At 52.2% G+C, this 14,372-nt stretch carries 12 protein-coding genes; 7 read left to right on the top strand and 5 right to left on the bottom strand.

What is annotated here, in order from left to right; translation table 11 throughout:
* Nucleotides 1–145: 145 nt before the first annotated feature.
* Genes IGS51_RS12110 through IGS51_RS12120 form a run of 3 tightly spaced genes read right to left on the bottom strand, consistent with a single transcriptional unit; the run spans nucleotide 146 to nucleotide 3,394 of the window.
* A complete protein-coding gene (locus IGS51_RS12110; RefSeq protein ID WP_172354919.1) occupies nucleotides 146–805 on the bottom strand; it encodes a response regulator in 660 nt (219 codons plus the stop codon).
* Between the two features lie 59 nt (nucleotides 806–864).
* Entirely contained in the window at nucleotides 865–3,051 is a 2,187-nt protein-coding gene (locus tag IGS51_RS12115; RefSeq protein ID WP_297078621.1) for a CHASE2 domain-containing protein, read from the bottom strand.
* Between the two features lie 4 nt (nucleotides 3,052–3,055).
* Nucleotides 3,056–3,394, bottom strand: coding sequence for a hypothetical protein (locus IGS51_RS12120; RefSeq protein WP_297078622.1), 339 nt, complete (start codon nucleotides 3,392–3,394; stop codon nucleotides 3,056–3,058).
* Nucleotides 3,395–3,969: 575 nt separating this feature from the next.
* Here IGS51_RS12120 and IGS51_RS12125 point away from each other — a divergent pair.
* From IGS51_RS12125 to IGS51_RS12140, 4 genes are all read left to right on the top strand, one after another.
* On the top strand, nucleotides 3,970–4,365 hold the full coding sequence (locus tag IGS51_RS12125; protein WP_297078623.1) for a hypothetical protein: 396 nt from the start codon (nucleotides 3,970–3,972) through the stop codon (nucleotides 4,363–4,365).
* 409 nt (nucleotides 4,366–4,774) lie between these two features.
* On the top strand, nucleotides 4,775–5,266 hold the full coding sequence (locus IGS51_RS12130) for a hypothetical protein (RefSeq protein WP_297078624.1): 492 nt from the start codon (nucleotides 4,775–4,777) through the stop codon (nucleotides 5,264–5,266).
* Nucleotides 5,267–5,440: 174 nt separating this feature from the next.
* Entirely contained in the window at nucleotides 5,441–6,883 is a 1,443-nt protein-coding gene (locus IGS51_RS12135; RefSeq protein WP_297078625.1) for a hypothetical protein, read from the top strand.
* A 16-nt stretch (nucleotides 6,884–6,899) separates the two neighbouring features.
* Nucleotides 6,900–7,778, top strand: a complete 879-nt coding sequence (locus IGS51_RS12140; protein ID WP_297078626.1) for a hypothetical protein — start codon at nucleotides 6,900–6,902, stop codon at nucleotides 7,776–7,778.
* Between the two features lie 19 nt (nucleotides 7,779–7,797).
* Here IGS51_RS12140 and IGS51_RS12145 read toward each other — a convergent pair whose 3' ends face one another.
* Both IGS51_RS12145 and IGS51_RS12150 read right to left on the bottom strand, forming a co-directional pair.
* A complete protein-coding gene (locus IGS51_RS12145; RefSeq protein ID WP_297078627.1) occupies nucleotides 7,798–9,462 on the bottom strand; it encodes a deoxyribodipyrimidine photo-lyase in 1,665 nt (554 codons plus the stop codon).
* A 247-nt stretch (nucleotides 9,463–9,709) separates the two neighbouring features.
* Nucleotides 9,710–10,414 (bottom strand): GntR family transcriptional regulator, encoded by a 705-nt coding sequence (locus IGS51_RS12150; protein WP_297078628.1) that lies wholly within the window; start codon nucleotides 10,412–10,414, stop codon nucleotides 9,710–9,712.
* Nucleotides 10,415–10,780: 366 nt separating this feature from the next.
* On the opposite strand from IGS51_RS12150, the gene IGS51_RS12155 reads away from it, so the two are divergent.
* From IGS51_RS12155 to IGS51_RS12165, 3 genes are all read left to right on the top strand, one after another.
* Nucleotides 10,781–11,848, top strand: coding sequence for an aromatic ring-hydroxylating dioxygenase subunit alpha (locus tag IGS51_RS12155; protein WP_297078629.1), 1,068 nt, complete (start codon nucleotides 10,781–10,783; stop codon nucleotides 11,846–11,848).
* 152 nt (nucleotides 11,849–12,000) lie between these two features.
* A complete protein-coding gene (locus IGS51_RS12160; RefSeq protein ID WP_297078630.1) occupies nucleotides 12,001–13,041 on the top strand; it encodes an aromatic ring-hydroxylating dioxygenase subunit alpha in 1,041 nt (346 codons plus the stop codon).
* Nucleotides 13,042–13,193: 152 nt separating this feature from the next.
* On the top strand, nucleotides 13,194–14,171 hold the full coding sequence (locus tag IGS51_RS12165) for a CAP domain-containing protein (protein ID WP_297078631.1): 978 nt from the start codon (nucleotides 13,194–13,196) through the stop codon (nucleotides 14,169–14,171).
* Nucleotides 14,172–14,372: the final 201 nt, after the last annotated feature.

Raw genomic sequence — 14,372 nt, forward strand, 5'->3', positions numbered from 1 at the left:
GGGATCTCTGAGTGCTTAACATGACAGGCGATACCTTTTCAAACACCCTCTTAGACAGGTTTTTTGCAATGCTTGAATGCTGCAAAAAACTGTCTAGCTTGTGTTACTTTATGTGTAACTTTAATAGCTGTAATTTCCTATTTAGCTATCCCAAAAAGCCCCTTTCACGGGCCATTTTGCAGATAGCAACCCGGTGGTTTGCTTCTTCTGTGTAAATCAGATCCACATCAAGGCGCTGCTTGAGGCGCTTGACATAGTTTTGAGCAGCCCGCCGAGATACATTCAGCCGATTGGCCAAAGCATCATCTGAAAGGCAGTCGTTGCACAGGAGATTTAGAACCTCCAAATCTTGATGATTCAAGTTAGAACTTTGGCGCAGTTCTCTAGGCAGGCAAAGTTCACCGTTCAGCGCACTCTGGGCAAACTTGATATAGGTCGATCGGCGATCGAGCTTATTGGCAACCGCAAATCCGCCTTTATGGCTATCGATATAAGAAATGAGCGGAGTCAGCAAGCGATATTCGCTGCTGTATACCAGGACATTGAGTTCTGTATGCTTCTCAAAAATATGGCGCAATAAGTTAATCCCCGGCTCAGCCGACTGCTCACCGCTAAAGGTTCCATAGAGCAAATCTACAACTATCAGATCTGGAGATTCTAGCGATAGAAACTCCATTGCCTGAGAGGGATTATTGGCGATCGCACACCGACAGTTCGGATCAACCTGTTGAAGAAAATCGCGGTTTCTCTCAGCAACCTCCTGATGATCTTCAACAATTAGAAAAAAAGGCTGGCTGGGGGGCATCTCTGTTGCTTGGCTACGCCAAATTTCTCGCGATACTTTTATTCTATAGCGAGAAGCTGTTAGCGTAAACCCTGCTTTAGACTCCAAAAAAGCTCAACCCGTAATAGGCCCTCTGGAGATAAAGTCCTTTGCCAGCGTCCATTATCCAGACTGATTGCGATGGTTTCCATCGTTTTTGTACCTGTCCCCTTTGGCAGATCATCGGCAAGATGATTGGGGGGTTTAGATGTGTTTCCCGATACATATACTCCATCATTGGCGATCGCCAGTTTACATTGTTCGCCCTGCTGTTCCAGGCAAACTTCGACCCAGCTTGCTCGTCCATAGGGCTGCTGAGCGTGGCGCATCACATTGTTGATGGCTTCCTTAAAGAACCGAAAGATGTCTTCTCGATCGTCTATCCAGTCTGGATTCAATTCTGGTTCCTGAAGGGGTTTAATGAGTTGCTTAACTTTTAATCTCAGGTCGCCGCGTTCTTCAAGCTGTTTGAGGTGGGTTTGAATTCCTTGGGCTAGCCCAGCAACTAACTCTGGTGAAATATCAAGCTGCTTTCGAGCAATAATCTGTAAATCATTAAGCTGATTGCGAATATCTTGGCCAATGCGAACTAACTTATCCACAATCGGCTCCGACTTGACGCTGGTCTTTACCACCAGCAACTCTGGATCAATCAGGGTTTCCAGTTCTTCTACCTGATCCATCACCAGCTTTAGCTCTTGCAGCGGCCCGTCGTGAATATCGGTTGCGACCCTCGCCAAAACCTTGCGCGTCCGCGACAGCGTGGCATTTCGCTGGGTCAACTCTTGTCGCTGCTTGGCGGCCTGCTCTCTTGATTTTTTGAGCAGCAGCACCAGCGTCATCGAAATGCCCGTCAGCACCCAGGTCAAAATGGGCAGCATGATTGGCAAAACCACGCGCCCGGCAAATGCGGTGGGCAGCAAGGCGGCATAGGCGAGCGGAATCCCCAGAACAATCAGCGGCCCACGAGTCAGCCACCAGAAGCTGGATTTTGACAATCCAGGGCTGAGCAACCACGCCATCAGCATCGACCCTGCCAGCGTCAATCCCAGGCTCCACTCCTGACTCAGGGGATACTGGATATTGTTGCTGAGAATGCTCGCCAGTACGTTTGCCTGCATCTCTGCCGGACTCAGCGGTTCAGCCTTAACTGAAGTCGGCAGTTCAGACCAGTTGGGGTCATTTTGGGGAAAGTCGATGATGACAATTTTGCCTTTGACTTTCTCGATATGAGATGAGGAAAAATCTCTTCGGGAAGCGCGATCGCAGCCTGTTACCTGCTGAACTGGATCAATGATTTTGGCTCCGCAAAATTCTTGTCCCAAGCTTTTGGAAAAGTCTGCTTCCCACATCGAGAAACTGACGTGGGGATCTGAATAAGAAGGCAGTGGACTGTTTGAACAGACATTACTCGGATTCAACTTATTTGCTGCAAGACAAACGGCTGACTGGAAGGCATTGACAGGGCCGCCTTTCGCATTTTTAGAGGTATTTGTGTCCGACATTCCTGAATTGAAGCTATTTTCAACTGCATAGGGATACCGGACAGGATTGATTGAATAGGCCTTGAGCAAAGTGAGCAGCGGTTGCCGGATGAGTTGCTGCTGGCTTGTCTTGATTTGCAAAGAGGCTGCAAGCCCGTCTTTTGCAACAGGGGTTGAAAATTCTGAAAATCCCTGAATTGTCTCCGGTGGGAAGATAGGCTCTAACGTTCGACTATTGATTGGAAGAAATTGGTTATAAACGCGGAAGAAGGGGCCCGATCGCTTCAACTCTGGAGGAGAAGATAGCACAATTCTATTACTGTAGTTTTCAACCAGAGAACGAATTGAGTCTCCGGATAATCCCGACTCGATTGGGGTTAGAGGTTCTGGAGAATCAAGTACCTCTGAGGGCAGATTAATTAAGACAACTTGAGCGCCCAGATCGATGAGGTTTTTAATTAGATTTGTATAATCTTCTAGCTTTCTGAAGCGGCTAAAGCTTTTGGGACTTCCGATAACTTCCTGATTATCAATTGTGACTAAAAGAATTTGGTTGACGGCATCAGATCTCAATCCGGTCTGACGAGGTTCTGGAACTTTAGAAAGCTGCTCTTTGCGCTGAACTTCAAACTCTTTGAGCGGGGTATCCACTGAAAGGGAGGGCAGCAGAATGAGGGTGTAGAGCAATCCCCAGAGTGCGCCAAGTCCGAGCGATCGCAGTTTCCAGCGTTTATCGAAAGGCATGGCTTCACCGCAGAACGTAGACAATCACGCGATTGCCAGAATAGAGCGTTACCTGTCTGCGTCCTTGGGCAAATTGCCATACATTGCCGTCAGGAGTTCTCGCTACTCCATTTTGGATTTGTGCGGTCTGTCCTTGAGAGGGCCCGCTATGAAAGGTCACCTGGTTGCCATTAATCGTCAGGCTAATTTGCACTACACTGCCCTGCCCTGGGCCGCTCACAATTTGTCCCCGACCTTGCAGCGTTTGGGCAATCGCCGGAAATGCAACCCAGCCAATCGAAAACAGGCTGGTGAGACAAAGAACTGGCAGAAGAATGACTGTCTTAAACAATAAGGGCTTCATAAATACAAAACAGGCAAATGAAGAACCAACTTCTGAGTAGCTTCTAATCGATGCTCTGATCAATCTTCTGATCGATCAGAGGATGGATGCTGCGAACCGGAACATTTAGACTGCTCAAGCTCGGTCGTTATCATACCAGGTCTGCCTCAAGAGAGAGATACGCAAAAGCGCACATTTTTCATTTTGGCAAACCGACCTACGTGAAAACGCAAATCCGTTGGTGCTTCTCTGCGAAGGAGTCTACGGGGATGGGTATCGCATAACCCGTCCATCCATAGTTCTATAGAGGTATTGAAGGAGCAAGTTAATCAAGACCTAACAGCCACCAAAAAGTTCCCACTTGATTTCTGTCAACGTTCCTGAAGGGTGAAATCTCTATTCACCATTTTCGTAACCCGGTCTTTTTTACCTGATTTCTTCCTAACGAGTAGACAGAAAGTTGACCTGAAAACCACTTTGATTTTCATAATGCTTGCTTGTCGAATTGTGTTATTACCATCAGGCTTCTGATAGCAAAAATAGCCTGATTAAACCAAGCCTCCTATCAACCCCGCCGATGTATGAGGTCTAATCCTATGAATATTTTCGCCATCATTCAGGCTAAAAATCCCGCATTTCATCAGTCGCTCCAGCCTTTTTTGACTCGGATGGAGCGCTCCGGTTCACACTCCGTAAAAGCGATCGCCCAATACGCTGGACTCCTATTTTTGTTATCGCAAAATCCGGGACTGGTCGCAGTTCCCACAGACGCAATTGATAACGTACTGCACCAGCACATGGAGCAGCCAGAATTTGCTCAGGACATGGCGCTGCTGTTTGGCGATCGCGCTGTAGCCGAGCATCTTCCTGGTGCGGGCAGCGAGTCGGGCTTTGCCAAGACCAAGGCGCTGTTTGAGCGCGAGTTTCAAACTGACTACGGCAACCATGCAGCAGCCTGCGAACTGTTCATCAAGGGCGATCGCCCCTCCTAGCGCTCTACTCGTGAGCGGCTGGCTATAGGCTCCCTATCTCTATCTCCCAGGCAGAGCAACGAATGAGCTTGACTGGCAATCCAAAATCGCAAATCCAAAATCGAGAATCGATCCTCGCCCCCGCCCATAGCCAGCGCCACCCATCCAAGTTGAAGTTTTTGAAAGAACTGCTGAAGAATCTTACTGAATTTTAGGGTGCAAAACGAACTGAAAACACCATAGCGTCTTTATACAGGCGGCTTTATTCGCCTAGATTCTGACCCGGCTTTTCAACATGCACAAATCTGCAATCTGGATTGTGTTTCTGTGCGACCAGGTTTGCGCCCAGGGGTAGTTCTTTCAAAAGAGGTTCGTGGTCTGATTAAGTTAACCGCCCAACACACTCACCCGCCTTCTGAGGTTGCTTATTATGAAACTCCAAACGGCTATGCAAGCCAACGCTACAAACCGCGAAAACAGGTGGTTTCCCGAAATTGACAGTATCGCAACGGCCCGTCGAGTGGCTCGTCAGGGCGTGATTGCTTCGCTGGTTTTGGCGGGTGTGACTACTGCATTTGCGATCGCCGCAACGCAAAACACGCTGCCTTCAGAGCTATTAGAACTGGATGAAGTCTTTAACCCGCTGCTGTTTGTGGATGCGCTGATCTATGGGGCGATCGCCTGGGGAATCCATCGGATGTCTAGAATTGCGGCGATCGCGGGTCTATCGATTTACCTGCTCAGCCGCGTTCTGCTGCATCTGTCGGGGATGCCCACCAATCTTTTCGGAATGGCGATTGTGACGCTTATCAGCGTTGCGTTTATCAATGCGATTCGCAGCACGTTTGCTTACCATCGCTTTCAGCGTCAACAAGTGCTAGAAACGTCTTCCGGCAATTCGGATTTTCCTGAGACGAACTAGGGTCTTAGCTGTTCTTGAACACGTTCCCAGTTTCAATCAGCCCCCAATCTTCTTTTAATCCCTAATCTTTTCAATCTGCATTCATGCAAGCGACTCGCTCGTTTGTCCAGTCTGTCTTGCTCAAAATTCATATTCAGGAGTAGCGCTGTGTCTGTAATCCCCCCTTACAAGTCCATGAATCCTGCTTGTCTCTCTGCAATGCCCTCGGTAATGATTCGTCCGTCATCTAGCCTGTTGCGTCCCTACTATACACAGATCACGCTAACGTCCTCCGGCGCACGCAAGACGCAGACGAGCCTGCCAGCAAAGGCATTTTTACAAGAAAACTGCCTGGACGCGACAAATCCCTTCTCGTCGCACAAACAGCTTCAGCAGCAGTTGATAGCGCTGTGGCAAACGGGCAGCGAAACGGAACGGGCGATCGCCGAAATTTGCCTGCGCTGCTATGTTTCACATCAAATTGTGCAGGTTTGCATTGAGTTAGCCAGTCGATTTGGGCTGCGGGGCGGCTTTCAACTGAGCGATCTGCTGCCGCTGGTGCTGGATGATGCGCCGATCGCGTGGAATCCGAATGGGCTTCTTCAGCCTCCGGCAGAGCCAGATTCCCCGGTTTATCGAGCGTTTGCCTACGATATTTTGGGTAGCTTTGATCCGTCGCGCAACACTTGCCTAAGCACCTGGACAAAGCGCAAAGTTTTTTACCATCGAGAACTGAACGCTTTTTTGCAAGAGCGTGGGATTTACTTAATTAGCGATTGGGCACTTCTGAATAGTGCAACAACGGGCCAGATTCGACGCACTCTCGCTTCGCGCTATGCCCTCACCGAAGCTGAAATTCAGCAGGCGTGTCAACTGCTGGAAAGCTACCACGCCATATATTCTGAGCAGCTTCGCCAGGTGCGATCACGAGGCTATCGCGGCAAGTGCCCCACGCCTACAACGCAGCAACTCCAGGACATTGCCCAGCATTTACAACAAACGACGGGGCAGCCCTGCTTTCCGCTGCAAGTGATGGCTCAACTGAACAATCTAGCCCAAAAACTGCGTCAGCGTCAGCCGTCTACCGAGCCGCTGGAATCTGTAGATGTGCCTGCTGCTGCACCGGATGAAGCCGAGCAGAACCAGTCTGCGTTTCTTCAGCACTATCGCAAAGCGTTGGTAATGGTGCTGGATCGGGCGATCGCCCAGGTGATTTGCGATCGCCTCCAGGATTTACAAGGGCAGCGGGGACAGCGCGATCGCCAGTTTCTCAAAGCACTGCACCTGTTCTATGCCCAGGGGCGATCGATGGGCGAAATCGCGCCGCTGGTAGGCATGGGCGGACAGCCCCAGGTGTCTCGCCTGCTAAAGCTGCGCGAACTGCGGATTCACATCTGTCAGCAAATTCGAGAGCGCCTGAAGACACAGCTTTATTACCTGGTTGCGGAATATGCCCAGGAACGGAGCGTGAATGTTCTAAGTTCTCAGCTTGACAGCATTTTGGATGCTGAGATTGATCGACTGATGACCGCAGATAGCGCTGAGGCGAGTACAGCAAATCGTAGTTCTCAGGGACTTCTGGCTCAACGCTTCCGACGCTATCTAGAACAAACCATGACGACTGAATTGGCCGCATAACATTACGGAGGTAGACATGGCACGCATCATTGGCAGCATCCGCTCGGAACGGATTTTTGGGACAAACAGCAGCGATAGCCTGCTGGGACTGGGCGGAAATGATATTCTCACTGGCTCCGTTGGCAATGATGAAATGCTGGGAGGCGATGGATTCGACACGGCCGACTACAGCCGCATGGGGCGAGCCATGACGCTGCTGCCGGGTGGATTTATTAACAAGGGCGGGCTAGGGGTCGATCGCCTCAATAGTGTCGAGCAGGTGATTGGCGCGGCGGGGTTTGCCAACACCATTGATGGAATTAGTGGACGCACCGCTTCCTTTGATGTGAATCTGGGGGCAAACCGTTTGACGGTAAATAATGTGCCGTTTTTGGGGACTTTAACCTTTAGCGTGGTGAATTTCGTCAACGTGCGGGGGACGCAAAATGGCGATCGCATTGTGGGCAATAGCGGCACCAACTTTCTAGACGGGCAGGGCGGCAATGACGTGCTGATTGGTGGCGGGAGTGGCGATCGCCTGGTGGGTGGCACAGGTATCGACATTCTCAATGGTGCTGGCGCGGGATCGAGAGGGGTCTTGGAGGTAGATATTTTAACAGGTGGGCCAGGTCAGGATGGATTCGTCCTGGGCGATCGCGCTGGTTCCTACTACCGTGCAGGCGGCATTCGTGATTACGCGCTAATCACAGACTTTACACCGGGAGATCTGATTCAGCTTGGCGCAGGTGAAGTCTACCAAGCCCAGCGCAATGCCAGTGGTTTTGGAGTGTTTGTGTTTCGCAACGGAGTCACAGATTTGATTGCAGATGTGCGAACTACTACGTTCGTATCTCTGCCCAGTGGGCCATTCCGTCTGGCATCTGGTCAGGTGTTTACAGGATTTATCGGGGCGTGACGATTTGCGTTCCTACATGCTAACCCAACAGGTTTAATTGAACACTATCGGTGGGTACAGGAGCTTTTGATTTCGCATTCCGCTTACGGCTTGGTACTTTGCGCGGCACGATGTCCACATGGGCAATGAACCAGGTGCGGAGTGCCTTTGCCTGTTCCAGATCCAGCGCTTCCAAGTCGAGCGGCGGCGGAAACAAATCTAAGGGACTTGTTTGAGACCAGGCGATTTCGCTGGCATACAAATCTGCTCCAAAGGGTGTGAGCGTGTCGGGCAATCGCGCTAGATAAGGCAACACGTTATCCTGATTCAGAAACACCTGCCGCTGTCGTTCTAGCTGCTGCACACGGCGCTGGCGGGCGGCTTTGTAAGATAAGACTGGCGGGGGATAGTCTTTTTGGCGCGGTGGCACTCCCAGTTCCGCAGGCGACAGGTGCGCCAGTTCGGGCAGCCATTGCTTGATGAATAGTCCGTCTGGGTCGCAGCGATCCACCGCTGTTTGCTCTGGATTGTAGATGCGGGTCCAGGTTTTATCGACGCAGTGCGTTACCCCTGCCTGCATGGCCCACTGGTAATGGTCGATTGGGCAGTCGCCATCGATCAAGTGCCGCATAAAGTGCAGCGCTCCATAGCGCCAGTCCATGCCGAGTAAGTTGCTGAGAAAGCTGGAGTAGATGGCGCGGACGCGGAAGTTTAGCTGTTTCCAGCCGCCTGTTTCCTGCAAACAGCGGGCTGCTGCATCCACAATGGGGAAGCCTGTTTCGCCCTGCTGCCATGCTTCGTAAAGCGCTTCGTCAAAGGCCCAACCGTCCTCATCAAAGACCGTATAGAGTGATCGCACTTCCAATTGGGGCATGTAGCGAAACCGCTGGGCAAAGCCACTGCCCCACCGCAGCCGTGCAATGAACTGCTGCCGACTGCGCTGCACTCGTGAATCGGGCGCGTCATTGAGTTGCGCCTGGGTTGTTTGCACACACTCGCGCACCGAAATCGCGCCGAACTTGATGTAGGGACTCAGCCCCGATGTGGCCTCTGCGCCCGGATAAGAGAGTTGCCAGTAGTAGCGATCGCTCTTTTCGGCAAGAAATTCTTGGAGCAGCGCCCGCGCAGGCGCGATACCACCGGGAGGAATCGGCTTGCCATCGGCAATCAGTCCCAAGTTGCTGAGGCTGGGAATGACTTCGCTGGGAATATCGTCGGGTACGGCAACGCGAGTCGGAGCGGGCACGATCTCCTGCGCCATGTGGGTGTACCACAGTTCTCGGTATTTCGGATAGGGAAGCAGATCTGGCGTTGTCGCGGCGGGTTCAAACCAGCGGATCTTCATCTGCTGCTGCGTCAGCGCCCGGTTCAGCCGCGCATCGCGCACCCGTCCATAAATTCGCTCAAAGTCGATGTATGCATAAATGCCCTCGGCCTGGGTTTCGCGCACCAACTGGGGCAGAATTTCAACTGGATCGCCAGAGCGAAGGATCAGCCGCCCGCCGCGATCGCGCAAATCTTGATCCAGCGCGTGCAGACACTCCAGCATAAACGCCACCCGCGCCACGGCGGTTTCGGGATGGTGCAGCAGCGCCCGATCCAGCACAAACACAGGGATCACCGCGCCCCGTGCGGCGGCCCGATGCAGCGGCGCGTGGTCAAAGACGCGCAAATCTCGCCGAAACCAGACGATGGTGCGATTCATGCCTGGGCATTTAACCTCGTGACTAGAGCGAGCTTCCTTTACATACTGTAACGCCAGTTTCTGTCTCTCTAAAAGCCCTGCTATTCAGTAATCCTGGAAAACATTAGACATAGCGCTCAAGATATAGCACTCAAGACATAGCGTTCAAGACATAGCGCTCAAATCCCCAGGCTGCGGAAGTCTTTTCTAACGCAGCTTTTTTGTATCTCAAGTTATCTCAGGTCAGGTTATCTCAGGTCAGGTTACCTCAGGTCATGTAGAGTCGGGCGATCGCCTCTTTAACGACCTCCACCAACTCCTCCTGCCGTAGCGTGACGTGGGCCGACATGCAGTGGGCAGCGGCTTCAGCGTTGCGATCGCCCATTGCCTGCAAAATCAGGCGATGCTCGGCGCAGGTGGTGCGACGATAGTGTTCCTGTTCCATCGAAATCAGCCGCAGATAGTGGGCGCGGGCATTCACGTTTTGGAGCGATCGCAGCAGTTCAGCGTTGTGGGAAAGCTGGGCAATTTGTTCATGAAACTGCTCATCGCAGCGGGTGCATTCCACAGGTGTCAGGTCACAGAAGGACTCTGAAATCGCATCCCAGCCTTGCTGCAAGGCCTGAAGCTCGGCATCGGTGGCGCGTTCGGTGGCAAGTCGGGCGCTCATCATTTCCAGCCCGCAGCGGACTTCATATAGGTCAAATATGCGCTGCGTATCCAGCGGCTTGCAGGAAAAGCCCTTGCGCGGCACAAAATCCAGCAACCCCTCCGCCACCAAACGGTTCAATACTTCCCGCAGTGGGGTACGGCTCACAGAAAACGAGGCCGCCAATTCCACCTCGTTCAGCGGCTCACCAGGACGAAACTGATAGTTCATCGCCATTTGCCTGAGCTGCTCATAGATGCGATCGACGCTGCTGCCTGAGGGCTTGCGGTCTGCTTTGGCAGTCTGAGCGCTAGCTTTAGCCACAAGACGACTCCAAAAATGTAGTAGAAGAGGTAAATTCTGTAGTCTTAGATACAGATTTAACCTGCTTAAGAACACTATCTTCTTGTATACAATACTGAACACAATAAGGAGCACATCCCTGTAGAACCAATATACAAAAGTTTCTCGAATTCTGACATCGTGCCTTGAACCTGCCCATCGGTAACCTGCCCATTGGTAACCTGCCTGTCCACAATCCGCCTATCGGTAACCCGTCCACCTGTAACAGTTCGTTCCGTTGTATCAATTCATTCCGTTTTAATCCCATTGTCCCCCTTATCTTGAGTGCCATCGTTCGCTTCATCCATTCACCCATTGATTTATTACTCATTCTGTGCGGAGAACATCATGCTGACGACCCAACAGCCCGTGCTGCGCCGCTTCTGGTATCCCGTTATGCCAATCGAGCAGTTGCTCAACGGCCCACAAGCCTTCACGCTTTTGCGGCAACCGCTGGTGCTGTGGCTCGATGCCAACGGGCAACCTGCGGTGCTAGCCGACCGCTGCTGCCACCGCTCTGCTCAGTTGTCGCTGGGAATTGTCGAAAACGGCTGTGTGCGCTGCCCCTATCACGGCTGGGAATTTGACTCGCAGGGAAGCTGTACCAAGGTGCCCCAGCTAGATGCCGACACTGCTATTCCCAAGACCTACCGCGTGCCTGCGTTTCAGTGCGCCGAGCGCTATGGCTATGTCTGGGTGTGTTTAGACGAAGACCCGCTGCAACCGATTCCCAGCATTCCCGAATTTACTGACCCCAGTTTTCGCTTTATCCAGGAGTTTTATGAAACGTGGAAGGTAGGCGGCCTGCGGGCGATTGAAAACTCCTTCGACAGCGCCCACGGTCACTTTGTCCACGCAAGTTCTTGGGGCGATCAGTCCAATCCCCAGCCGCCGCCAATCGACGAGGTGACGGAAACGGAATTTGGTTTTGTGATGAAGCACTGGCTGGAGGTGCTGAACCCAGATTTGCAGAAAAAAAACCTGGGCATTGGTGAGGAAAAAACGATTCGCACCAACACGCGCACTTGGTACATGCCCTTTGCTCGCACGCTGAAGATTGACTATCCAAACGGCTTGACGCATCTCATCTTTACTGCGTACACGCCGATTGACGATCAGACTTCTCAGGTGATTCAGTTTTGCTTGCGAAATGACACCGAAGCGGAGGCAAAGGCGGCAGACATTATTGCGTTCGATCGCCAGGTGACGCTGGAGGATCGTGTGATTCTGGAAGGGACGGATTACGACGCGCCGCTGAGTTTGGCAGAAGAGCAGCACATGGCGAGCGATCGCCCCGGCATTATTATGCGCCACCGCCTGGCCCGGCTGCTGAAGGAGCATGGCGAAACGGAGCAGCGTCGCAGCGATCGAGTCGCCCCCGCCACGCCTGCAAAAGTCGAAGCAACCCGCGTCTAGCAGTCTGGTGGGTCGCTGCGGGATTGATCCCCCGCTCTGTCTTCGCATAGGAAAGCGAGCCTCAAAGTCCCCCCTGATCGAGGGGGACTTAGGGGAATCAAACTCTCACATTCTCATCCAAAGCTTACCTTATCTTTATTCGAGAACTGTTCATGCTTGTAACTCAAGAACCTGTGCTGCGGCGCTTCTGGTATCCCGTCATGCCGCTTGCCCAACTGATGGACGGGCCGCAATCCTTTACTCTGCTGGGGCAACCGCTGGTGCTGTGGCTGGATCGAGACGGCAACCCTGCGGCCCTGGGCGATCGCTGCTGCCACCGTTCTGCAAAGCTGTCGATGGGCACTGTCAACGATGGCTGCGTGCGCTGCCCCTATCACGGCTGGTCGTTTGACGGCGCAGGAACCTGTACCGACGTACCCCAGCTTGATCCCGGCGCGGCAATTCCCAAGACCTATCGCGTCCCAGCGTTTCAGTGTGCCGAGCGCTACGGCTATGCCTGGGTTTGCCTGTCGGACGATCCGCTGCTGCCCATCCCAGAAATCCCTGAAGCCGAGGCGGCCGAACATCGCCTGATTCCGCAATTTTATGAGCCTTGGCAGTGCAGCGGGCTGCGGGTGATGGAAAACTCGTTTGACAATGCCCATTTCAGCATTGTTCACGCAGAATCCTTTGGGGTGACGGAACAGCCCAAGCCCGCCAAGTCGGAAATTGTGCCACTGGAACTGGGTCTGAAGGTCTATGCGACGGTGCCTGTGGTGAATCCGCCAATCCAGCAGCAGCTTTTGAACATTCCTGACACGCTCACGGTGCGGCAGGTCGAATCGACCTGGTATGCCCCCTTTAGCCGCACGCTCAAAATTACCTATCCCAATGGGCTGATGCACCTGATTTTTACGGCAGCAACCCCTGTGAGCGATCGCACGTCACAAATCGTTCAATTTTGCATTCGCAATGACACTGAAGCCGATGCCAGCGCCGAATCAATCATCGCGTTTGATCGACAGGTCGTAGACGAAGATAAGCGAGTACTGGAATCAACCGACTATGACACACCGATCGATATTGCCGCCGAACAGCACATGCTGTCGGATCAGCCAGGAATTCTCATGCGCCGCCAGCTTTCTATGTTGATCCGGAGTGAGCATCCCAATCACAAACTGGTTCCTGAAAAGCAGGGTGCAGCCCAAGTTTAGTCAGAGAATTTCCTCAGAGTTGCTGTTGACGTTTGGAGAATGAATATTCCTATGCTGAAAGTATCCACCGCTCATTCCAATGAGTGAGTTGGGGCGTTCTAAAGCAAAGTCAGTTTCATTCGGACTTCATTCGGTCAAATGTTCACAAAATTATGCCTAAGGTTCACAGTTTCTTCACCAATATCTGGTGTCGATTGTTCTTAATCCTGCCCATTTTCCTGGTTTCACAGTCTCTATCTCGTCAGACAGAATCGCCCCAATTAGCGAATCGGTTTAATGGATTGACCATTGGCAAACGAGCCAATGCACAGGCCCAAGATGACTGGGCACAAATCGAGCGGGATATCATTGCTGAACACAACAAAGTTCGACAAGATCCAGCCAGCTACATTCCGCTGCTAGAGGTGCGTTTAGCCAGCATGGATGCAGCAGGCAATATTCCAAACGGCTGTGGCCCCAATTGCACATTGACAACCCAAGAAGGACAGGCTGCGGTGCGAGAAGCGATCGCCTTTTTGCAAAATCAGGCCCCCCTTCCGCCCATCAGCCCCTCTAGCAGCGCTGCTCAGGCCGCCAAAGCCCATGCCCATGATCAGGCCGGTGGCGCATTCGGACACATCGGCTCAGACGGTAGCACCTGGCAGCAGCGTCTAGAACGTCAGGGCACACGGTTTACCCAGAGCGGAGAAAACATTGCCTATGGCTCTCCGACGGCACGGGAAGTTGTCCTGGATCTAATTGTGGATGATGGCGTTCCCAGCCGAGGACATCGAACCAACATTTTCTCACCCGGATGGACTCATGCTGGCGCTGGCTGCGGCTTCCACCGTCGCTATCAAATCGTCTGCGTGATTAACTACACTGCTTCTTCTAGTCAGTTGAAGGTAGTTAATAACAGCAACGTCAATTTGCAGTCCGTAGAAATTGGCGGAGTTAATATTCTAAACTCTGTGCTGCACCCGGGACAAACTCAAGAGATTGTGCTGAATGAAAGCCAGTGTGAAGCCAATAGTGTCAGGATTCAGTTGGGCGGAGGATTTAATCCTCTCATTTGGTCAGATGTCGCGCTCTGTGGCGCAACCGTAACATTTAATGCAAACAACAGCATTGGACTGAGCTATGGTGACTGAGGCTGTTTATTCAGCCTTTTTAAACTATTTGTCTAGTGCGCGTTTTAAAACCCTTTGATCCCCCCTTAGCCCCCCTTAACAAGGGGGGGAATTGGTTTGATCTCCCCTTAGCCCCCCTTAACAAGGGGGGAACTAGGTCAAGCCGTTCCGGAAGTCCCCCTTTTCAAGGGGGATTTAGGGGGATCGACTCAGGGCAATCAC

The sequence above is a fragment of the Thermoleptolyngbya sp. M55_K2018_002 genome (assembly GCF_015295965.1).
In the GTDB taxonomy this organism is placed as follows: Bacteria; Cyanobacteriota; Cyanobacteriia; order Elainellales; family Elainellaceae; genus Thermoleptolyngbya; species Thermoleptolyngbya sichuanensis.

What these genes read in the sequence shown, in the direction of transcription:
- IGS51_RS12145 (WP_297078627.1), bottom strand. Translation starts at nt 9,462, where the DNA reads ATGAATCGCACCATCGTCTGGTTTCGGCGAGATTTGCGCGTCTTTGAC.
- IGS51_RS12140 (WP_297078626.1), top strand. Translation starts at nt 6,900, where the DNA reads ATGGCACGCATCATTGGCAGCATCCGCTCGGAACGGATTTTTGGGACA.
- IGS51_RS12135 (WP_297078625.1), top strand. Translation starts at nt 5,441, where the DNA reads ATGAATCCTGCTTGTCTCTCTGCAATGCCCTCGGTAATGATTCGTCCG.
- IGS51_RS12160 (WP_297078630.1), top strand. Translation starts at nt 12,001, where the DNA reads ATGCTTGTAACTCAAGAACCTGTGCTGCGGCGCTTCTGGTATCCCGTC.
- IGS51_RS12155 (WP_297078629.1), top strand. Translation starts at nt 10,781, where the DNA reads ATGCTGACGACCCAACAGCCCGTGCTGCGCCGCTTCTGGTATCCCGTT.
- IGS51_RS12125 (WP_297078623.1), top strand. Translation starts at nt 3,970, where the DNA reads ATGAATATTTTCGCCATCATTCAGGCTAAAAATCCCGCATTTCATCAG.
- IGS51_RS12130 (WP_297078624.1), top strand. Translation starts at nt 4,775, where the DNA reads ATGAAACTCCAAACGGCTATGCAAGCCAACGCTACAAACCGCGAAAAC.
- IGS51_RS12115 (WP_297078621.1), bottom strand. Translation starts at nt 3,051, where the DNA reads ATGCCTTTCGATAAACGCTGGAAACTGCGATCGCTCGGACTTGGCGCA.
- IGS51_RS12165 (WP_297078631.1), top strand. Translation starts at nt 13,194, where the DNA reads ATGCCTAAGGTTCACAGTTTCTTCACCAATATCTGGTGTCGATTGTTC.
- IGS51_RS12120 (WP_297078622.1), bottom strand. Translation starts at nt 3,394, where the DNA reads ATGAAGCCCTTATTGTTTAAGACAGTCATTCTTCTGCCAGTTCTTTGT.
- IGS51_RS12110 (WP_172354919.1), bottom strand. Translation starts at nt 805, where the DNA reads ATGCCCCCCAGCCAGCCTTTTTTTCTAATTGTTGAAGATCATCAGGAG.